Raw genomic sequence first — 20,903 nt, forward strand, 5'->3', positions numbered from 1 at the left:
ATCGATGACCAGCAAAGCCATAGCCCAGTTCGACCACAACTTCGATGACATGCCCACGTCCGACCGCGGCATCCGCCGCATCGGCCTGACCATCGTCCTGGTGACCTTCGGTATCTTCGGCACCTGGGCCGCGTTCGCGCCCCTGAGCAATGCCGTGCACGGCTCCGGTTTCGTGACCGTGCAGAGCTACCGCAAGACCGTGCAGCATCTGGAAGGCGGCATCGTCAAGGAGCTGCTGGCCCGAGACGGCGACAGCGTCAAGAAAGGCGACCCTGTCATCGTCCTGGACGAGTCCCAGCTCAGCGCCGAGTACGAATCCACGCGCAACCAATTGATCGTGGCACGCTACAAGGAAGCCCGCTTGCGGGCCGAGCGCGATCAGCTCGACACCATTCCGGCCGTCAAGCTTTCAGGCACCGATTCCGACCGTGCCCAGGAGGCGCTCGCTGGGGAGCAGCAGGTGTTCGTATCCCGCAAGGCCTCGCGCCTGGGCGAGATCTCGGTGCGTCGCGAGCAGATCAGTCAGCTCAAGGCGCAGATCGTGGGCCTGGAAGAGATGATCCGGACCAAACAGGGACTCGAGAAGTCCTATAGCGGCGAGATCGTCCAGCTCAAGGACCTGCTGGCCCAGGGCTTCGTCGACAACCAGCGCCTGCTGGAGTCGCAGCGCAAGCTCGACATGCTGCGCACGGAGGTGGCCGACCACAAGTCGAACATCGCCAAAACCAAATTGCAGATCAGCGAAACCGAGCTGCAAATCGTGCAGCTGGACAAGAAATTCAACGCCGACGTGGCCGACGAACTGGCCCAGGTGCAGGCCCAGGTCTTCGACCTGCAAGAAAAGGAGGCCGCGCTCCAGGACCGACTTTCGCGTGTGGTCATTCGCGCCCCGGAAAGCGGCATGGTGCTGGACATGAAGGTGCATACCGTAGGCGGTGTGGTACAGGCCGGTACGCCGTTGATGGATATCGTGCCGCTGTCGTCCGATCTGGTCATCGAGGCCAGAGTGGCGCCGGTCGACATCGACCGACTGGAGTTGGGCAAGACGGCCGATATCCGCTTCAGTGCCTTCAACAATGCGACCACGCCGGTCATCGAAGGCAAGCTCACGCGTATCTCGGCCGACCGTCTGACCGACGAGCGTACCGGCGACCCGTACTACCTGGTCCGCGTCAACGTCACCGAAGACGGTATGAAGAAGCTGGCCAACCGTAAGCTACAGCCCGGCATGCCGGCTGAAGTGCTGATCAATGCAGGCGACCGCACCATGCTCGAGTACCTCCTCAAGCCGGCGCGCAACATGTTCGCCGAATCGATGATCGAGGAATGATCGTGCTGCGTTTGTTACCCGGTGTAGTGCTGAGTCTCGCCATCGCACAGGCCATGGCCGCCGAGCCGGTGGTGCCCAAAGACGTTCCGCCCAAGCAGGTGTCGGCTTCGACCTATGCGCTGGACTTGGGGGCGTTGTACAAAGAGGCGCGGCTGGAAGATCCACGTGTGCTGGCGGCCTACCTGCGTGCACGGTCGGCCTCCGAGCAGCAGCGTGCTGCGTTGGGCGGCTTGCTGCCGCAGCTTTCCGCCAACAGCAGCGCCAACCGTATCCTGCGCAAGGACGAGACCGACCGTGAGATCTACAACAACAAAAGCAATTCGCTGACCCTCACCCAATACCTCTACAACAAGACGGCCTGGGAAACCTGGCAGAAGACCAAGAGCGTCACGCGCCAGCGCGACGAGCAGGCCGAAGATGCCCACTCCGAGGCTGCCGTCGAACTCGCCAAGCGCTATTTCGTGGCCTTGGCCGCCGACGACGAACTGGAACTGGTCCAGGCCGAGCGCCGCGCCACGCAGAAGAACCTCGACCGCGTGACGTCGATGTTCGAGCAGCAGATGGCCAAGATCACCGACAAGCTCGACCTCCAGGCGCGGGTGGATTTCCTCGCGGCCCAAGAGGTCGAGGCGCGCAATCAGGTGCAGGTGAGCCGCGAGGCGTTGTCCGAACTGGTGGGGCGACCGATCACCGAACGTTTGAGCCGGGTGCGCAGCGATGTGGCCCTGGAGGCACCGCCGCGGCCGTTGGAGAACTTCGTGGCCCAGGCGATCGAAACCAACCCGTTGCTCAAGGCGTACCAGTACGGTGCCGATGCGGCCAACGCCGCGGTGCGCGAAGGCAAGGGCGGGCATTACCCGCAGGTGTCGTTGAACCTGAGCGCCCAGCGCAGCGACGTGGGTTATGACAATACCCAAGCACCGCGCAGCGACAGCTATGTGGCGAGTGTCGGGATTTCGCTGCCTCTATACAGCGGCGGCTCGACGTCGGCACGGGTGCGTGGGCTGTACGACGACCAGTTGGCGGCCGAGCAGGATCTGGAGGCAGTCCGCCGCCAGGTGGTCAAAGAAACCACCACGTCCTATCTGACCGCCCAGGCGGCGGTCGAGAAGATCCGCGCCAACCGCAACGCGCTGTCCTCGGCCCAGCAGTCGAGCATCGCCGCGCAGAAGGCCTTCACCTACGGTGTGGTCAACGCAGTGGACGTGTTGAACAGCGTCCAGAGCGAGTTCAAGGCCCGCCGGGACCTGCTCAAGTCGCAGTACGACTTCATCACCAATCTGTTCATGCTGAACCGCTGGAGCGGGCAGTTGAACCAGGAGAGCGTCGACAGCGTGAACGTCTGGCTCAGCCCGGAACCGGACAAGGGATTGCCTGGCGGGGATCTGGCCAAGGCCGATACCAAGCGTTGAGTGAGCGAGGCAGGATAGGGGGGGCGGTTGAGGTGCCGGGTTTATCTGGCATCCGCTGTTGTGGTCGTTGGGCCGGCGTTGCCGGCCATCGCGGCTAAAGCCGCTCCCACACGGCCCTCAGCTGTACCCCAACCCCGGGTTGCACCCCCGACCGTGGACTGCACCTCCGACGTTGTGGGAGCGGCTTCAGCCGCGATGGGCCGCAACGCGGCCCCAATCCGGACACAACACCGATCCCGACTCAGCGCACAGACCTGCCCGACTCGCCTACCGCAACCAAACCGGATTCATCTCACATCCGCGAACGAAAAATCCGCTCTGCTGTCCTTACCCCGGCATGCGCATTCCGGCGAAAGCCGGCTTGTGCAATCCTGTCACATGATCTACGTCGAGCACGATGCTGCGGTAGATGTATACTCCCCACCCACCGTTCACGCCGGCCTGCTTGGCGGCCCTCGGGCTCGTCCTCGGCATTTGAATGCCCTTTATCGTACTAACGGAGTTGGTTAATTCGCATGAAAGCAATCGTCACTGGGATCACTGGTCAAGACGGCGCCTACCTGGCAGAACTGCTGTTGGAAAAGGGCTACACCGTCTATGGCACCTACCGCCGTACCAGCTCCGTCAACTTCTGGCGTATTGAAGAACTGGGCATCCAGAACAATCCCAACCTGCACCTGGTCGAGTACGACCTGACCGACCTGTCCGCCAGCATCCGCCTGCTGCAGACCACCGGCGCCACCGAGGTATACAACCTGGCCGCGCAGAGCTTCGTCGGCGTGTCGTTCGAACAGCCGCTGACCACCGCCGAAATCACCGGCCTGGGCGCTGTGAACCTGCTCGAAGCCATCCGTATCGTCAACCCGAAGGTGCGCTTCTACCAGGCCTCCACTTCGGAGATGTTCGGCAAGGTCCAGGCCATTCCGCAGATCGAGAGCACCCCGTTCTACCCACGCAGCCCTTATGGCGTGGCCAAGCTGTACGCGCACTGGATGACCATCAACTACCGCGAGTCGTACGGCATCTTCGCCACCAGCGGCATCCTGTTCAACCACGAGTCGCCGCTGCGTGGCCGTGAGTTCGTGACCCGCAAGATCACCGACACCGTCGCCAAGATCAAGCTGGGCCTGCAGGAAACCCTGGAGCTGGGCAACCTCGACGCCAAGCGCGACTGGGGCTTCGCCAAGGAATACGTCGAAGGCATGTGGCGCATGCTGCAAGCCGAAGAGCCGGACACCTTCGTCCTGGCCACCAACCGTACCGAAACCGTGCGCGACTTCGTCAGCATGGCCTTCAAGGCGGTCGACATCACCCTGAACTGGAAAGGCGAAGCCGAAGCCGAGCAGGGCATCTGCGCCGCGACCGGCAAAGTGCTGGTCTCGATCAATCCCAAGTTCTACCGCCCGACCGAAGTCGACCTGCTGATCGGCAACCCGGCCAAGGCCAAGGAAGTATTGGGCTGGGAGCCGAAGACCTCGCTCGAAGAGCTGTGCCGCATGATGGTCGAAGCCGACCTGCGCCGTAACGAGCAAGGGTTCTCGTTCTGATGACCCAGGCCAGCAAACGCGCACTGATCACCGGTATCCACGGTTTCACCGGCCGCTACATGGCCGCCGAACTCAAAGCCCATGGCTATGAAGTCGTCGGTACGGGCAGCCAAGCCTCCAACGAGCCGGGTTACGTTCAGGCCGACCTCACCGATGCGGTGGGGCTTCGCGCATTGCTGGCCGACCTGCAGCCCGATGTCGTCGTGCATCTGGCTGCGCTCGCCTTCGTCGGCCATGGTGTGGCCGATGCGTTCTATCAGGTCAACCTGATCGGCACGCGCAACCTCCTCGAGGCCATCGCCGCCTGCGGCAAGCGCCCGGACTGCGTGCTGCTCGCCAGCAGCGCCAACGTCTACGGCAACGCTTCCGACGGCATGCTCAGCGAGGCCACGCCACCGGCACCGGCGAACGACTACGCGGTAAGCAAGCTGGGCATGGAATACATGGCCAGCCTGTGGCAAGACCGCCTGCCCATCGTCATCACACGCCCCTTCAATTACTCGGGGGTCGGGCAGGGCGAGAATTTCCTGTTGTCCAAGATCGTGTCGCACTTCCGCCGTCGGGCGTCGGTGATCGAGTTGGGCAACCTCGATGTATGGCGCGATTTCAGCGATGTGCGCGCGGTGGTTGCGGCCTACCGCGGTTTGCTGGAAGTGGCGCCCATTGGCCAGACGGTCAATGTCAGTTCCGGCGTGGCGCACTCGCTGCGCGATGTCATCGCACTGTGCGAGCAGATCACTGGGCACAGCATGGAAGTCACTGTGAATCCTGCGTTCGTCCGGGCCAACGAGGTCAAGACGCTGACGGGTGACAACGCCCGGCTGCGCAGCCTGGTACCGGGATGGTCGACGCCGCCTTTGCGGGAGACGTTGGCCTGGATGCTGGATGGGCAATAATGAAGGTCGTGCTCTCCGTCGATCTCGTCCGCTTCCCGCTGACGGGCATTGGCCGCTACACCTACGAATTGGCACGGCACTTGGAAGCCAGCCCGGCAATCGACGAGCTGCGTTACATGGCGGGTCGGCACTTTCTGCCGAGTTTGCCCAATGCGTGCGATGCTTCTGACAGGCAGCACGGGCTAAAGCGCATCGTTCAGAAGATGCCGATCGCCATCGAGGCGTATCGTTGGCTGATGCCGCGCTTGAAAGCCCAGGCGCTCAAGGGGAAAGAGGATTTCCTCTACCATAGCCCCAATTATTACCTGCCGCCGTTCAAGGGGCTGAAGGTCGCCACGTTCCATGACCTGTCGCCGTTCACCTGGTCGCAATGCCATCCGCCGCACGTGGCTCGTTTCCTGCGAAAGGAGCTGAGCCAGACCATCCAGCGCGCTGACCGCCTCATCACCGACTCGGAGTTCACGCGACAGGAACTGGCCGCCTACTTCGATTGGCCCTTGGACCGTATCGATGCCGTGCCGTTGGCCAGCTCGTCTGCGTTCCACCCGCGCGAAGCTGCCGAACTACAGCCGACGCTGGCGCGCCATGGGTTGATGCCTGGTGGCTACAGCTTGTTCGTCGGCACCATCGAGCCGCGCAAGAATATCGAGACGTTGCTCGATGCCTATCAGCGCTTGCCGTCGCATACCAGGGCCCGTTGGCCATTGGTGCTGACTGGTTATCAAGGTTGGCGCAGCGATTCGATCCATCAGCGGCTGGAGTCTGCTCGCAGAGAAGGATGGGCTCACTACCTGGGCTTCGTACCTGGCCATGAGCTGCCGTTACTGTTCGCCGGCGCCCGCCTGTTCACCTTTCCAAGCCTGTACGAGGGGTTCGGCCTGCCCGTATTGGAGGCGATGAGTTCCGGTGTGCCGGTAGTCTGCTCCAATACGTCGTCACTGCCGGAAGTCTCGGGCGACGCGGCATTGATGTGCGACGCCATGGACGTCGAGGCACTGACGGCTTTGATCGCCAAAGGCCTGGAAGACGAAGCCTGGCGCACGGCCGCGATCGTTGCCGGCCTGGCCCATGCGGCCCGCTTCTCCTGGCAGCGTTGTGCCCTCGACACGCTTGATTGCTATCGACGCACGGTGGCCCAGTCATGACCAAGGTGCTGCATTTTTTCAAGACCTATTACCCCGAGACTATGGGTGGCATCGAACAGGTCGTTTTCCAGCTCGCCGAAGGAAGTGTGGCGCGCGGGTTGCAGGCCGAGGTGCTGTCGCTGAGCAAGCGCGGCGCCGCTCGCGGTGAACGCGTTGGCCGCCATGTGGCGCATCGCTCGCGGCTCGACCTGCATGTGGCTTCGACCGGATTCTCGCGTTCGGCCTTCAAGGATTTCGCCGAGCTGGCGAGCCAGGCCGACATCGTGCATTACCACTACCCTTGGCCCTACATGGATGTGGTGCATTTCGTCAGCCGCTTGAAGAAACCGACGGTAGTCAGCTACCACTCCGATATCGTCAAGCAAAAAACCCTGCTCAAACTGTATCAACCGTTGATGAACCGCTTCTTGGGCAGCGTCGACCGCATCGTCGCCTCTTCGCCCAACTATGTGGCCAGCAGCGAGGTGTTGCAGCGTTTCCAGCACAAGGTCGACATCATCCCCTATGGCCTGGACCAGGCAACTTACCCCGTTCCCAGTGAGGCCAAGCGAGCGTACTGGCGTGACCGGCTCGGCGCCCGGTTTTTCCTGTTCGTCGGCGCCTTGCGTTACTACAAAGGCCTCGATTGCCTGATAGAAGCAGCCAAGCAGGCCAATTTGCCGGTGGTCATCGTGGGGCATGGGCACCTGGAACAGACGTTGCGCGCTCAGGCGCAGGCCATTGGCGCCAGCAGCGTCCACTTCGTCGGTGGGTTGGACGATGAAGATAAAGTGGCCTTGCTCGAATCTTGCGAAGCCTTTGTCTTTCCCTCGCACCTGCGTTCCGAATCCTTCGGCATTTCGCTGCTGGAAGCCGCCATGTATGGCAAGCCGATGATCTCGTGCGAAATCGGCAGCGGCACCACGTTCATCAACCTGCATGGCCAGACCGGGCTGGTGACGCCGCCGCGAAACCCTGGCGAGCTGGCCCGCGCCATGCTCGAACTCTGGAACGACCCGATGCGCGCAGCCGAAATGGGGCGTCAGGCGCGGCAGCGCTATGAGTCGGTGTTTTCAGCCGAACAGATGATCGACAGCTACGTGCACTTGTACCAACGCCTGCTCGACGGTCGTCCATGAGCGACTGCGCAGCACCGACCCTGGGCGGCATCCTCGTCACCGGCGCCAACGGCTTCGTCGGCCGTGCTCTGGTGGAGCATTTGTCCGCCTCGCAGCCGCACCCGGTGGTCGCCGCCGTCAGGCGAACCGATGCGGCGTTGCCCTCGCAAGTGTCCAAGCTTACGGCGCCTGATCTAGGTCCAGGCGCAGACTGGTCACCCGTCCTGCAAGGCATCGACTGCGTAGTCCATGCCGCAGCACGCGTGCATGTCATGCAAGACACCGCAACCGACCCGCTCGAAGCCTTCCGCCAGGTCAACACCGCCGGCACCTTGGCGCTGGCCGCCGAGGCCGCGCAGGCCGGTGTCCGGCGCTTCGTCTTCATCAGTTCGATCAAGGTCAACGGCGAGCACACGCTGCCCGGCCAGCCGTTCAGCGCCGACCAGGCGCCTCACCCCAGCGATCCCTATGGCATCTCCAAGCACGAGGCCGAGCAAGGGTTGCTGCGGTTGGCCCGGGAAACCGCCATGGAGGTGGTCATCGTTCGCCCCGTGCTGGTCTATGGTCCAGGTGTCGGGGCGAATGTAGCGAGCATGATGCGTTGGCTGGCCCGCGGTGTGCCCTTGCCACTGGGTGCCATCGACAACCGGCGTAGCCTGGTGAGCCTGGCCAACCTGGTGGACTTCGTGGCGCTGTGCGTGGCGCATCCCCAGGCGGCCAACCAGATCTTTCTGGTCAGCGATGGGGAAGACCTGTCCACCACCGACCTGCTGCGGCGGATGTCGCGCGCCTTGGGGCGCCGCCCCTTGTTGCTGCCGGTTCCTGCTGCGTGTTTGGCGTGGGCGGCGCGGCTGCTGGGCAAGGCGGGTGTCGCCCAGCGCTTGCTGGGCTCGTTGCAGGTCGATATCGAAAAGAACGAGCAGCGACTGGGCTGGCAGCCCGCCGTTGCGGTCGATGTGGCGTTGCAGGCCACCGCCCGTCATTTTCTGGAGCATCAACGTCGATGACTTTCGCCTGGCTGCTGATCGCGGTGGCGATCGCTTCATTTCTGCTCACGGCCGTGATCCGTCGCTATGCGCTAGCGCGCAGCCTCATGGACATCCCGAACGCGCGCAGCTCGCACACGGTGCCTACGCCGCGCGGCGGCGGTGTGGCGATCGTGCTGACCTTCCTGCCGGCGCTGCTGTCGCTCTGGCAACAGGGCTGGGCGACGGGCTCGCAAGTGTTGGCCTTGGGCGGCGCCGGGCTGCTGGTCGCCATCGTCGGGTTCGTCGACGACCACGGCCATATCCCGGCCCGCTGGCGCTTGCTGGGGCATTTTGCGGCGGCGCTTGGGCTGCTGATCGGTCTGGGCGGTGCGCCGTCGCTCACGGTGGCCGGAATTCCAGTACACTCGGCGTGGCTATTGTCGCCCTTTTTGGCGGTCTATCTGGTCTGGCTGTTGAACCTGTACAACTTCATGGACGGCATCGACGGCATCGCCGGTATCGAAGCCTTGTGCGCGTGCGCTGCCATGGCTGTGATCTACGGTATGGGTGGGCATGCCCAGGCAATGACTGGACCTTTGTTGCTGGCCGCTGCGGTGTCGGGATTTCTGCTATGGAATTTCCCGCCGGCCAAAATCTTCATGGGCGACGCGGGCAGTGGCTTTTTGGGGCTGATTCTGGGCGGTCTGTCGCTGCAAGGCGCCTGGTTGGACGGCCAGTACTTCTGGGCGTGGGTGATCGTGCTCGGGGTGTTCATCGTCGATGCAACGGTCACGCTGTTGCGCCGCTTGCTGGCAGGCGAGAAGGTTTACGAGGCCCATCGCAGCCACGCGTACCAGCACGCGGCCCGGCGTTTCGGCAGGCACCTGCCGGTGACGCTTTGCACCGCGGCCGTGACCCTGTGCTGGCTGCTGCCGATGGCCCTGTGCGTCACCTGGCTTGGCCTCGATGGCGCGCTGGCTACGCTGATCGCCTACGTGCCACTGGTCGCATTGGCACTGAAATTCCGAGCGGGGCGAGCAGAGTAGAGGCACGCCTCGCGTCGTACGCATACGAGTACTGCGGACATTGACAACCACACGCATGCGCTGGCCACGGCCAGGCATGCGACAGCGGAGAAAGCGCGCCTGCGGGCCGGTACCTATGGACAAGTTGCGCAACTACCTCGTCAATCTGCCACGTCGCAAGAAACGCCTGATTCAGGTGACGACCGACGTCTTCCTGGTTTGGCTGGCACTCTGGCTGGCCTTCGTCGTGCGGCTGGGCATCGACGAAATGTACAACCCGCTGCTCGGCCATCCCTGGCTGTTCGTTGCCGCGCCCATCGTCTCGATCCCGTTGTTCATCCGCTTTGGCATGTACCGGGCCGTGATGCGTTACTTCGGCAACGACGCGTTGGTGGCCATCGTCAAGGCCGTCAGCCTGGCCTCCTTGCTATTGACGCTCGTGGTCTTCTGGTACAGCGCGCCGCCGCAAGTCGTGCCTCGTTCGATCATCTTCAACTATTGGTGGCTGAGCCTGGTGATCGTGGGTGGCTTGCGCCTCGCCATGCGCCAGTACTTCATGGGCGACTGGTTCACCACCGCGCAGCACGTGCCTTTCGCCACGCGCGACGACGGCTTGCCGAAGGTCGCCGTGTACGGGGCCGGGACGGCGGGCAACCAGTTGGTCGCAGCGTTGCGCATGGGCAAGGTGATGCGTCCGGTGGCCTTCATCGACGACGATCCGGGCATCGCCGATCGGATGATCGCCGGCTTGCAGGTCTACAAGCCCGATCGCATCCAGCGCATGGTCGACGCCACCGGCGCCGAGGAAATCCTTCTGGCCCTGCCGTCCATCTCGCGCAGCCGTCGCCGTGAGATCCTCGGCAACCTCGAACGCTTCGCGCTGCATGTGCGCAGTGTGCCCGGCATCATGGACCTCGCCAGCGGGCGGGTGAAGGTCGACGACATCCAGGAAGTGGACATCGCCGACCTGCTGGGGCGCGATGCCGTCCCGGCGCAGCACGACCTGCTGGAACACTGCATCGCCGAACAATCGGTGCTGGTCACCGGTGCCGGCGGCTCGATCGGCTCCGAACTGTGCCGGCAGATCGTCGACTTGCGGCCCAAGGTCCTGATCCTGTTCGACCATGCCGAATTCAACCTCTACAGCATCGCCGCCGAGCTCGAAGCGCATATCGCCCGTGCGCATCTGAGGGTCCGACTGGTCCCCATTCTGGGCTCGGTGCGCAACCAGGCGCTGACGCTGGACATCATGAAGACCTGGCAGGTGGATACGGTCTATCACGCGGCGGCCTACAAGCACGTGCCGATCGTCGAGCACAACGTCGCCGAAGGTGTGCTCAACAACGTGATGGGCACGCTCTGCACCGCCCAGGCCGCGCTACAGGCCGGCGTGGCGAGCTTCGTGCTCATTTCCACCGACAAGGCCGTGCGCCCCACCAATGTGATGGGCAGCACCAAGCGCCTGGCCGAAATGACCCTGCAGGCGCTGAGCCGCGAACCGGCGCCGGTGCTGCTGGGCGATGCCGACAACGTGGCACGGGTCAACAAGACCCGTTTCACCATGGTCCGTTTCGGCAACGTGCTGGGCTCGTCCGGCTCGGTGATTCCGTTGTTCCACAAGCAGATCAAGGAAGGCGGGCCACTGTCGGTCACTCATCCCAATATCACCCGTTACTTCATGACCATCTCGGAAGCGGCGCAGCTGGTGATCCAGGCCGGATCGATGGGGCAGGGCGGCGACGTCTTCGTGCTCGACATGGGCAAGCCGGTGAAGATCGTCGAGCTGGCGGAGAAGATGATCCACCTCTCGGGCTTCAGCGTGCGTTCGGAGCGCAACCCCATGGGCGACATCGCCATCGAGTTCACGGGCTTGCGCCCGGGCGAGAAGCTGTACGAGGAGTTGCTGATCGGCGACAACGTCGAGCCTACTCGGCACCCGATGATCATGTCGGCGACCGAGGATTTCCTCACTTGGACGGTGCTCAAAGGGCAGCTGAACGAGTTGCTGACCGCTGTGGAGAGCAACAACTGCCCGCGGGTGCGCAAGCTGCTGCGCGAGCTGGTCTGCGGGTATGTGCCGCAAGGGGAGATCGTCGACTGGATCTATCAGCAACAGCGGCAGGATTCGTGAGCTCAGGTGCATGCGTCGCCAGGCTGCACCCGTGGATGAGGCTCGGTGCAAAGCCGAAGCCGTCACCGACGCAGGTGCGCTGAGACAACCTGTCGCCTTGACGGTTCCCTTTAATTTGTTTGTGCCGATGTTTCCGTTACAATAGCGAAACGTTTCAGCTGGCAGGGTTGCCTGACCCTCCGGCCGAGCGTTGCTGTTTCTCTGGCTGCTGACTCCAATGATCAATAACAAGCGCGCGCTGAAGGACAGACACATCACAGGTCAGGCACCCGCCGTCCTTACGTGCTAACGATTGGAATTGATCAATGTTCAAACATGCTGGCAAGGCCCTGCTGGGTCTGGCTGTCGCCGCGGGCTTCATGCACGCGCAGGCTGCAGAAACCAAGAAAGTAGACGTGCTGCTGGTCGGCGGCGGGATCATGAGCTCCACCCTGGCGGTCTGGCTCACTGAGCTCGAGCCGTCCTGGTCGATGGAAATGGTCGAGCGCCTCGACGGCGTCGCCGAAGAAAGCTCCAACGGCTGGAACAACGCCGGTACCGGCCACTCCGCGCTGGCCGAGCTGAACTACACCCCCGAAGACAAAGACGGCAAGATCAACATCAGCAAGGCGATCGAGATCAACGAAGCCTTCCAGATCTCCCGTCAGTTCTGGTCGTGGCAGGTCCGTCAGGGCGTGCTGAACAACCCGCGCTCGTTCATCAACACCACGCCGCACATGAGCTTCGTGTGGGGCGACGACAACATCAAGTTCCTCAAGAAACGTTACGAGGCCTTGCAGGCGAGCCCGCTGTTCCGTCCGATGCAGTACTCCGAGGACCACGCGCAGATCGCCAAGTGGGTCCCGCTGATGATGGAAGGCCGTGACCCGAGCCAGAAGCTGGCGGTCACCTGGACCCCGATCGGCACTGACGTCAACTTCGGCGAGATCACCCGCCAGTTCGTCAAGCACCTGCAAACCCGCGACAACTTCGACCTGAAGCTGTCCAGCGAAGTGCAGGACATCACCCGTAACGACGACGGCTCCTGGCACGTTGCGTACAAGAACCTCAAGGACGGTAGCGAGACCGCGACCGACGCCAAGTTCCTGTTCATCGGCGCCGGCGGTGGCGCACTCAAGCTGCTGCAGAAATCCGGCATCGAAGAGGCCAAGGAATACGCGGGCTTCCCGGTCGGCGGTTCGTTCCTGGTCACCGAGAACCCAACGGTCGCCATGCAGCACATGGCCAAGGCCTATGGCATCGCCTCGACCGGCGCGCCACCCATGTCGGTGCCGCACCTGGACACCCGCGTGCTCGACGGCAAGCGCGTGATCCTGTTCGGGCCATTCGCCACCTTCTCCACCAAGTTCCTCAAGAACGGCTCGTACCTCGACCTGCTCAAGAGCACTACGCTGCATAACATGTGGCCGATGACCAAAGTCGGTGTCGACCAGTACCCGCTGGTGGAATACCTCGCCGGTCAGCTGATGCTCTCGGACGACGACCGCTTCGCCGCCCTGCAGACCTACTTCCCGCACGCCAAGAAAGAAGACTGGCGCCTGTGGCAGGCCGGTCAGCGCGTGCAGATCATCAAGCGTGACGCCGAACACGGTGGCGTGCTGAAGCTGGGTACCGAAGTGGTGGCGTCGAAAGACCGTACCCTGGCCGGCCTGCTGGGCGCTTCGCCAGGTGCCTCGACCGCTGCGCCGATCATGCTCAACGTGCTCGAAACCATCTTCAAGGAGAAGGTCGCGACGCCTGAGTGGCAAGCCAAGCTGCACGAGATCGTGCCGAGCTATGGCACCAAGCTCAACGATTCGGCTGCCGCCGTACAGAAAGAGTGGAACTACACCGCCGAGGTCCTGCAACTGGCCAAACCGCCGGTGATTGACGCCAGCGTCGGTGACACCGCCACTGCCGCTGCCCCGGCCAAGCCGGTGGAAAGCAATCCGTCGGCCGACATGGCGCTGTAAGGCTCTGTGTCGCTGCCGCTCGGGCGGTAGGGATCGAATGAAAAAACCACGGGTCGCCAGGTGGGCGGCCCGTGGTTTTTTTGTGCTTGCGCTTTAGCGGTTGAGTTTTTCCAGAGCAGCGTCAGCTAGAAAAGAGGAGCGACTCTTTATGTTGTGCAGATGGACGTAGCGATCTATCTGTTGGATCACAGTGCCCGGCAGGGTGACATTGACCTTCTCGGTCTTGCCCAGGTAAGGACTGATATCGATGTCCAGCATGCCCCAGCCCATACCGACCAGATCGCTGTTGTGGCGGTGTTGCGCGGCACTGCTGGGTAAAGGAATGGGTTGGCCGTCTGTTGCAAGGGCTTCGAGCATGATGTGCGCAACTTCTAGCGCCGCTGCGTAAGCCTGCTCGAAATCGTCTCCCGCTGTAACCGCACCTGGAATATCGGGGATCTGGATGCCAACGGCGGTCTGTTCGTCGCCCCATTCGATGCAGATAGGGTATTGCATGGTGATGCCCTCCAGGGCTGAAAGGTCTCGATGTTTCATGCCAGTCCAGCCCTCGTCCTAATGCTCTTGAGTGTTCCGATTGGAAGGTCCTTTTTAGGATGCGGAACAGGAATCGTATTTGGATTAGTAGGGTGCTTGAACACATGGTGGCTGCCGGTGATGCGTTGAAGCACCCAGCCAGCAGCCTCGAGTTCTTTTATGAGCAATCTGCTAGACACCTTCCGCCTCCCTTTCAATGAAAAGCGGAATGTACCTCTAGGGGCATGATTTTATCAGCTAGCATCATTTCTGGAAGTGTCAGACAGAATTTGATCCGGGCTTTATTGCCGCCAGATCAACGCCGACGTATCGAACCCTTGCTCACGCGCGACCTTCAGCAGCTCGTCCCGCGTGGCCTGGCTGACTTCGGGCGTGCGCGACAGCAGCCACAGGTAATCCCGGTCCGGGTGCCCGACCACGGCCACCTTGTACTCGGGATCGTGGTAGATCACCCAGTAATGACCCTTGGTCAGTCTCGGGGCCAAGCGGCTGAACCAGTTGTCGAAGCGCACCCACAGCTTGTCGGTGCGCCCGGCCACCTGCGGTTCGGCGATGCCCTGGACTTCGTTGACCTCGCCGTTCTTCTCGCGGCAGCGGTTGAGCACATCGATGCGGCCATCGTCGCGCAGGCCGTAGTGGGCTTCGGACTGCACGCATTTGCGCTGGAAGAACATCGGCAGCCGGGCCAGCTCGTACCATGTGCCTTGGTAGCGTTCGAGGTCGACCTGCATGGTGCTTGGCGGCGGGCTGGAGCGCTTGGCGTTGTTGCTGCAAGCGACGAGGGCGAGGGCGATGCAACCGAGGGTGAGCAGTGCGCGGGTCTTCATGAGTCCTCCCAGGGAAAGGAAAGCCGCCGGCGAAGGGCTCGCGCGGCGGCGTCTGGGAGTTTGGATGCCCTGCGCCGCAAAAAGTTGAATGCGGCGGCCAGGCCACGGCCTCAGGGCAGATCGACGCTGCGGTAGAAGGCCGTCAGCACCTTGACCAGGTGCGCCAGGTCGTGGCTGCCGCACAGCTCACGGATCGAGTGCATGGCGAAGGTGGGCAGGCCGATGTCGACGGTGCGCACGCCCAGGTGGCTGGCGGTGATCGGGCCTATGGTCGAACCGCAGCCCATGTCGCTGCGCACCACGAAGCTCTGCACCGGTACTTCCTCGGCCATGCACAGGTGGCGGAAGAAGCCCGCCGTCTCGCTGTTGGTGGCGTAGCGCTGGTTGCTGTTGACCTTGATCACGGGGCCGGCGTTGAGCTTGGGGCCGTGGTTGCCGTCGTGCTTGTCGGCGTAGTTGGGGTGTACGCCATGGGCGTTGTCGGCCGAAATCATCAGCGAGCGCTGGATGGCGCGCACGTACTCGTCCTGGCCGGACAGCAGGCGTTGCAGGGTCTGTTCGAGCATCGGGCCGTCGGCGCCGCAGGCCGAGGACGAGCCGATCTCTTCGTGGTCGGTGCACACCAGCACGCAGGTCTGCTCGCTGTCGGCATCCAGCAGCGCTTGCAGGCCGGCGTAGCACGACAGCAGGTTGTCGAGCCGGGCACCGGCGATGAAGTCGCCGTTCAGACCGATCAGGGCGGCGTCCTGGGTGTCGTAGAAGCTCAGCTCGTAGTCGAGCACCACATCGGCGATCAGTTCGTGCTCGCGGGCCAGTTGCTCGGTGAGCAGGGCACGGAAGTCGACGCGCTCGTTGCCGGCCACTTGGGCCAGGATCGGTGGCAGCTCGTTCTGCGGGTTGATGGCCCAGCCTTCGTTGGCACCGCGGTTGAGGTGGATGGCCAGGTTCGGAATGATGGCGATCGGCAGGGTGAAGTCGATCAACTGGCTTTCGACCTTGCCGTCGCGGCGGAAGGTCACCCGCCCGGCCAACGACAGGTCACGGTCGAACCAGGGTGCCAGCAGCGCGCCGCCGTAGACTTCCACGCCCAATTGCAGAAAACCCTGGCGTTGCAGCTCGGGCTGCGGCTTGACCCGCAGGCAAGGGCTGTCGGTGTGCGCGCCGACCATGCGGATGCCGCCCTGCACGGGCGACTGGCGGCCCAGGCTGATGGCGATCAGGGACGAATCGTTGCGGGTGACGTAATAGCGCCCGCCAGGCACCGTGGCCCAGCTGTCGCGTTCGTCGAGGCGTTGGTAGCCCGCCGCCTCCAGGCGCTGGGCCAGGCTCGCGGTCGCGTGGAAAGGGGTGGGGGAAGCCTTGAGGAAATCGATCAGGCCGGCATTGAGGGCGTCGCGCATAGGTCACTCCAGACAGCAGAGGCGCGAGTTTAACGCAGTTTGTCGCGGTGCGATCAGGCCGCGAAGAGTTTCTGCGCCTGGGCGAAGCATTGCTCGGCGATCGCCGAACGCGGTGCGCTGCGGCGCAGCAGCAGGCCTACTTGGCTACGGATGCTGGCGTCTTCGAGCGGCAGGATCTGCAAGTGCTCGCCCAGCGCTTCCAGGTTTAGATCCAGCGGCATGACGGCGCAGCACAGGCCGCAGCCCACGGCCTGCACCAATTGGAAGGTGGAGTCGCTTTCCAGCACTGCGCGTGGCTCCAGGCCGCGGCTGCGCAGGCTCAGGTCCAGCGATTGGCGGTAGTGCATGGCCTTGCTCGGCAGGCCCAGGGGCAAGCCGGCCAGGTCTTCCCAATGCAGCGGCCCGTCGAGCGGAAAATGGCGGGTGTCGTGCAGCAGGCCCATGGTCGTGAGGCCCAGCTCGATGACTTCGAAGTAGCGGGTGTCCACTTGATCCAAATAGCAGATGCCCAAATCCAGCTGGTTGCGGCTCAGACCGTCGATGATCTGCTCGGAGCTCAGCGACGACAGTTGGAATTGCAAGCCCGGGTGCGACTGGCGCAGCGGCAGCAGCAAAGCCATGGGGTTGAAACTGGCGAGCGGCACCGTGCCCAAGCGCAGGCTGCCCACCACCTGGCCGCGGCAACTGGCGGCCTCGGCGTTCAGGCCGTCGTGGGCGGCCATCAGCGTGCGCGCCCAGGCCAGGATGCGCTCGCCGGCTTCGGTGAAACCCTCGAAGCGCTGGCCGCGCTCCACCAAGGTCAGTTCCAGCTCGTCTTCGAGGTTGCGCAGGCGCATGGACAAGGTCGGCTGGGTGACATGGCACAACGCCGCCGCTTGGCCGAAATGCCGGGTCTGGTCCAGGGCGATGAGGAACTTGAGCTGCTTGATGTCCATGGGAAAGCCTGCGCGCGCATGAGCGCTCGACCTTAACCAAGTCCGGGGTGTCCCGCTATCGATTAATGGAGCAGAGCGATCGGTCGCCAGAGGGGGAAGGTGGCGATGGATCGACAGTGACGCGCGATCAACCGCCCGTCATGTTCATGAAGCGCACGATCTGCACCTCACCACCCACTTCGAAGTGATGGCGGTAGGGCTTGAGCTGTACCGCTTCGCGAATGGCCTTTTCCAGGCGCTCGCTGTCGCCTGGGTGGGCGCGCACTACGTGTTTGAGGTCCAGCGAATGCTCGTTGCCCAGGCACAGCAGCAGGCGGCCTTCCACGGTCAACCTCACACGGTTGCAGGTAGCGCAGAAATTATGGCTGTGCGGCGAAATGAACCCGACCCGCGTATGCGGCGCTTCGGCCAGGCGCCAGTAGCGCGCCGGGCCCTGGGAGGTCTCGGCCGATTCGACCAGGGTGAAATGCGCGGCCAGGCGCTCGCGCACCTCGTCGCTGGAGCAGAACGACTCGGCGCGTGCATGCTCGTCGATCACGCCCAGCGGCATTTCTTCGATGAAGGAAATGTCCAGCTCGCGCTCGATGGCGAAACGCACCAGGTCGACGATCTCGTGGTCGTTGCGGCCTTTGAGCACCACGGCGTTGAGTTTGGTACGGCGAAAACCCGCCGCGCGCGCGGCATCGATCCCGGCGATCACTTGGGCCAGGTCGCCGGTGCGGGTGAGCTGGCGGAAACGCTCGGGGTCGAGGCTGTCGAGGCTGATGTTGAGGCGGGTGACGCCGGCGTCGAACAAGGGCTGCGCCAGGCGGCCCAGTTGCGAGCCGTTGCTGGTCAGGCACAGTTCGCGCAAGCCCGGCAGCGCACCGATGCGTTGGCACAGACCGACGATGCCCTGGCGCACCAGCGGCTCGCCGCCGGTCAGGCGAATCTTGCGCGTACCCAGGGCGACGAAGCGCTCGGCGATCTGGTACAACTCTTCCAGGCTGAGGATCTGCTGGCGCGGCAGGAATTGCATCTCTTCGGCCATGCAATACACACAGCGAAAATCGCAACGATCTGTCACAGACATCCGCAGGTAGTCGATCTTGCGATTGAAGCTGTCGATCAGCGCTGGCTCGTTCACGTCTGTGCCTGGAGAAAGGGAAAGGGCGATATCTCGATACCGCGTCGAAGTCCACGCTATAGCCTGCGCCAGGCACCCGTCAAATCGCTTTTTCCGACCGTTCGATCAGCCCTGTCTATCAAGCGGTTCGGGCCTGCGCTTCAGCGATGGACGGGGAACGCCGTGGTGTATTTCATCTGCTCCATGGCGAAGCTCGACGTCACGTTAGAGAGCCCTTCGGTGCAATTGATCAGTTTTTTGTAGAAGCGGTCATACGCGCCGATGTCGGCCACCACCACGCGCAGCAGATAGTCCCAGTCGCCAGCCATGCGGTAGCACTCCATCACCTCTTCGAACGCGGTGACTTGGGCCGCGAAACGTTCGAGCCAGACGCTGTCGTGGTGCTGGGTCTTGAGTTGGACGAACACCGTCAGCCCCAGCCCCAGCCGCTCCGGGTCGAGCAACGCCACACGGCTACGGATGTAGCCTTCTTCCTCCAGCCGTTTGACGCGTTTCCAGCAGGGCGTGGTGGACAGGTTGACGGCCTCGGCCAGGTCCTTGAGGGATAGCGAGGCGTCGCGCTGGAGCAGGGTGAGGATGTGCTGGTCGAAGCTGTCCATGTGGGGGCGGTCCATGTCGGGGCGCGGCGGGGGAGGAAAGCTTCAAGACTACGGCATCGGCGGCGAATTGCACGCCTTACCGCGTGGCGCTGGCAGGCGCCTGGGGTTGTGCCATAGTGGAGCTCTTTCCCTGCCCATGGACCCGACCATGTCCGACAAGCCCCAGCGTTTCGCCACTCGCACCTTGCATGCCGGCGAGCAGCACCGCGTCGCCGACAACGCCATCTTCCCGCCCATCGTCACCGCCAGCACCTTCACCAAGCGCAGCCTCGACGACACCCCGCAATACGCCTACAGCCGCGTCGCCAATCCCACCCGCGACGCCTACGAAACGGCGGTCGCGGCACTGGAGGACGGGGTAGGGGCGGTGGCCTGCGCCTCGGGAGTGAACGCCACCGCCACGGTGCTGGAACTGCTGCCCAAAGACGCCCACGTCATCGTCATGAACGGGGTCTACGGCGGCACCTTCCGTATTCTCGAAGACTTTCGCAGCCACACTTCGGGGCTGACCACCAGCTACGTCGATCTCAACGATCTGGCCGCCGTCGAGGCGGCGATTCGACCCAACACGCAGCTGATCTGGATCGAGTCACCGACCAACCCATTGCTGCATCTAGTGGACATCGAAGCCCTGTGCGGTCTGGCCAGGGCGCGGGGCATCCTGACCTGCATCGACAATACCTTCTGCTCGCCCTGGAACCAGCGTCCCCTGAACCTGGGCGTGGACCTGGTGATGCATTCGGCGAGCAAGTACATCGGCGGCCACTCCGACCTCACCGGCGGCATCGTCGTAGCCGGCAGCGACGCGCTGCTCAAGCGCCTGCGCCGCATCAGCATGGCGATCGGCGCGATCCAGGGGCCGTTCGACTGTTACCTGGCCCTGCGCGGGCTCAAAACCCTGGACGTGCGCATGGAACGGCAATGCGCCAACGCCTTGCAGGTGGCGCGTTTCCTCGAAGGCCATCCGTCGATCGAGCAGGTGTACTACCCAGGCCTCGAAAGCCATCCACAGTACGCCCTGTGCCAGCGCCAGATGCGCAGCGGCGGGGCGGTGGTGGCGATGAAGGTCAGGGGCGACCGCGCGGCCCTCAACCGCTTGGTGGAGACCCTGCAACTGTTCGTCCTGGCCGATTCGCTCGGCGGGGTGGAAAGCATGCTCAACCATTCCTGGAGCATGTCGCACTGCTCGCTCAGCGCCGAGCAGAAGGACGCGATGGGTATCAGCGAAAACCTGCTGCGGTTGTCGGTGGGGGTCGAGGACCATCGCGACCTGATCGAGGACTTGCAGGCGGCGCTGGAGGCCTGTGCGCAGGTGTAGGTTTGCGGGAGCCAGCGTTCTTTCACCTCCACCGGCCCCCGGGTCTGATCAGGGCTATACGCAGAAGCTAGGTCTAAGGTGTTGTGGCTGTTGGGCCGGCGATGCCGACCATCGCGGCTGGTCGGAGCGCCGAACCGGCCGCTCCAACAGGTCACTGCTTTCTTGGGTTGCACGTGTCTTTCCGTTGGAGCGACTTCAGTCGCGATGGCCGGCGCAGCAGGCCCAGTGGCCACCATTGATTACCTCAGGTGCTTGGCGGTGCCTGAAGTAAAACGGCACCGCCGTTCATCGCGGTTCGTCGAAGCGTCGAATCGGCTGCTCCCATTGTGGAATCAACCCTATTCGGAATGCCCCTCAATGCGCGGGCGGATGCACGATACGTTCGATCTGGTCCTTGATCAGCAGACGCTCCTTGCGCAGACGGTTGATCGCCTCGTCGCTGGTGCCGTTGCGCTCGGCCACCAGCACTTGCTTGTCCGTGGCGTTGTAGTCCTTGTGCAGTTTGTGCAGGGCAGGGTCCTGATCGATCAGTGCCTGGAAGGCATCGGCGCTCAGGTGCAGGTCGGCGAGCAGATCGTGCGGAACGGGCATTTCTTCACCTCTGTCGTGGGGAATGCGGAGGGTGGAGCTTCTGAGGATAGCCCTTGTGCGCAGGGCGCGC

General features: G+C 63.3%; 19 protein-coding genes. 11 read left to right on the forward strand and 8 right to left on the reverse strand.

The genetic code is table 11. The features are described 5' to 3' along the window. Window positions 1-4: 4 nt before the first annotated feature. From ACSMEV_RS09910 to mqo, 10 genes are all read left to right on the forward strand, one after another. The gene (locus tag ACSMEV_RS09910) at window positions 5-1,330 is read left to right on the forward strand and encodes an HlyD family type I secretion periplasmic adaptor subunit (protein WP_459208231.1); all 1,326 of its coding nucleotides are present in this window, start codon (window positions 5-7) and stop codon (window positions 1,328-1,330) included. Continuing rightward, window positions 1,327-2,742 (forward strand): TolC family outer membrane protein, encoded by a 1,416-nt coding sequence (locus ACSMEV_RS09915; RefSeq protein ID WP_459208232.1) that lies wholly within the window; start codon window positions 1,327-1,329, stop codon window positions 2,740-2,742. The genes ACSMEV_RS09910 and ACSMEV_RS09915 overlap by 4 nt, the downstream gene beginning before the upstream one ends. 515 nt (window positions 2,743-3,257) lie before the next feature. After that, complete coding sequence (gene gmd / locus ACSMEV_RS09920; protein ID WP_296265280.1) at window positions 3,258-4,289, forward strand: GDP-mannose 4,6-dehydratase; 1,032 nt, start codon at window positions 3,258-3,260, stop codon at window positions 4,287-4,289. Further along, entirely contained in the window at window positions 4,289-5,185 is an 897-nt protein-coding gene (locus ACSMEV_RS09925; RefSeq protein ID WP_459208233.1) for a GDP-mannose 4,6-dehydratase, read from the forward strand. The genes gmd and ACSMEV_RS09925 overlap by 1 nt, the downstream gene beginning before the upstream one ends. Continuing rightward, window positions 5,185-6,330, forward strand: a complete 1,146-nt coding sequence (locus ACSMEV_RS09930) for a glycosyltransferase family 4 protein (protein ID WP_459208234.1) — start codon at window positions 5,185-5,187, stop codon at window positions 6,328-6,330. The genes ACSMEV_RS09925 and ACSMEV_RS09930 overlap by 1 nt, the downstream gene beginning before the upstream one ends. Then, window positions 6,327-7,448: a glycosyltransferase family 4 protein gene (locus tag ACSMEV_RS09935; protein WP_459208235.1), complete on the forward strand. Its 1,122-nt coding sequence runs from the start codon at window positions 6,327-6,329 to the stop codon at window positions 7,446-7,448. Before ACSMEV_RS09930 ends, ACSMEV_RS09935 begins: the two co-directional genes overlap by 4 nt. Further along, a complete protein-coding gene (locus tag ACSMEV_RS09940) occupies window positions 7,445-8,434 on the forward strand; it encodes a UDP-glucose 4-epimerase family protein (RefSeq protein ID WP_459208236.1) in 990 nt (329 codons plus the stop codon). The genes ACSMEV_RS09935 and ACSMEV_RS09940 overlap by 4 nt, the downstream gene beginning before the upstream one ends. Beyond that, window positions 8,431-9,441, forward strand: a complete 1,011-nt coding sequence (locus tag ACSMEV_RS09945; protein WP_459208237.1) for an MraY family glycosyltransferase — start codon at window positions 8,431-8,433, stop codon at window positions 9,439-9,441. Before ACSMEV_RS09940 ends, ACSMEV_RS09945 begins: the two co-directional genes overlap by 4 nt. Before the next feature lie 115 nt (window positions 9,442-9,556). Continuing rightward, a complete protein-coding gene (locus ACSMEV_RS09950) occupies window positions 9,557-11,551 on the forward strand; it encodes a polysaccharide biosynthesis protein (protein WP_459208238.1) in 1,995 nt (664 codons plus the stop codon). A 305-nt stretch (window positions 11,552-11,856) separates the two neighbouring features. Then, complete coding sequence (mqo, locus tag ACSMEV_RS09955; RefSeq protein ID WP_459208239.1) at window positions 11,857-13,503, forward strand: malate dehydrogenase (quinone); 1,647 nt, start codon at window positions 11,857-11,859, stop codon at window positions 13,501-13,503. A 93-nt stretch (window positions 13,504-13,596) separates the two neighbouring features. Here mqo and ACSMEV_RS09960 read toward each other — a convergent pair whose 3' ends face one another. From ACSMEV_RS09960 to ACSMEV_RS09990, 7 genes are all read right to left on the reverse strand, one after another. After that, on the reverse strand, window positions 13,597-13,998 hold the full coding sequence (locus tag ACSMEV_RS09960) for a type II toxin-antitoxin system HicB family antitoxin (protein WP_459208321.1): 402 nt from the start codon (window positions 13,996-13,998) through the stop codon (window positions 13,597-13,599). A gap of 35 nt (window positions 13,999-14,033) precedes the next feature. Continuing rightward, entirely contained in the window at window positions 14,034-14,216 is a 183-nt protein-coding gene (locus tag ACSMEV_RS09965) for a type II toxin-antitoxin system HicA family toxin (RefSeq protein WP_314490214.1), read from the reverse strand. 102 nt (window positions 14,217-14,318) lie between these two features. Further along, the gene (locus ACSMEV_RS09970; RefSeq protein ID WP_459208240.1) at window positions 14,319-14,864 is read right to left on the reverse strand and encodes a lipocalin family protein; all 546 of its coding nucleotides are present in this window, start codon (window positions 14,862-14,864) and stop codon (window positions 14,319-14,321) included. Window positions 14,865-14,974: 110 nt separating this feature from the next. Continuing rightward, window positions 14,975-16,264: a M18 family aminopeptidase gene (locus ACSMEV_RS09975; RefSeq protein ID WP_459208241.1), complete on the reverse strand. Its 1,290-nt coding sequence runs from the start codon at window positions 16,262-16,264 to the stop codon at window positions 14,975-14,977. A gap of 53 nt (window positions 16,265-16,317) precedes the next feature. Beyond that, entirely contained in the window at window positions 16,318-17,199 is an 882-nt protein-coding gene (locus ACSMEV_RS09980; protein WP_459208242.1) for a LysR family transcriptional regulator, read from the reverse strand. A 127-nt stretch (window positions 17,200-17,326) separates the two neighbouring features. Next, on the reverse strand, window positions 17,327-18,325 hold the full coding sequence (gene moaA, locus ACSMEV_RS09985; RefSeq protein WP_459208243.1) for a GTP 3',8-cyclase MoaA: 999 nt from the start codon (window positions 18,323-18,325) through the stop codon (window positions 17,327-17,329). A gap of 140 nt (window positions 18,326-18,465) precedes the next feature. Further along, window positions 18,466-18,924, reverse strand: coding sequence for an Lrp/AsnC family transcriptional regulator (locus ACSMEV_RS09990; protein WP_459208244.1), 459 nt, complete (start codon window positions 18,922-18,924; stop codon window positions 18,466-18,468). 136 nt (window positions 18,925-19,060) lie between these two features. Between ACSMEV_RS09990 and ACSMEV_RS09995 the strand changes: the two genes are divergently transcribed. After that, a complete protein-coding gene (locus tag ACSMEV_RS09995) occupies window positions 19,061-20,242 on the forward strand; it encodes a trans-sulfuration enzyme family protein (RefSeq protein WP_459208245.1) in 1,182 nt (393 codons plus the stop codon). 354 nt (window positions 20,243-20,596) lie between these two features. Here the strand turns inward: ACSMEV_RS09995 and ACSMEV_RS10000 are convergent, their stop codons facing one another. After that, window positions 20,597-20,833 carry a YdcH family protein gene (locus ACSMEV_RS10000; RefSeq protein WP_296265306.1) on the reverse strand — a complete coding sequence of 79 codons (237 nt, stop codon included), beginning with the start codon at window positions 20,831-20,833 and terminating at the stop codon, window positions 20,597-20,599. Between the last annotated feature and the right edge of the window lie 70 nt (window positions 20,834-20,903).

The organism is Pseudomonas sp. MLB6B, assembly GCF_054508135.1.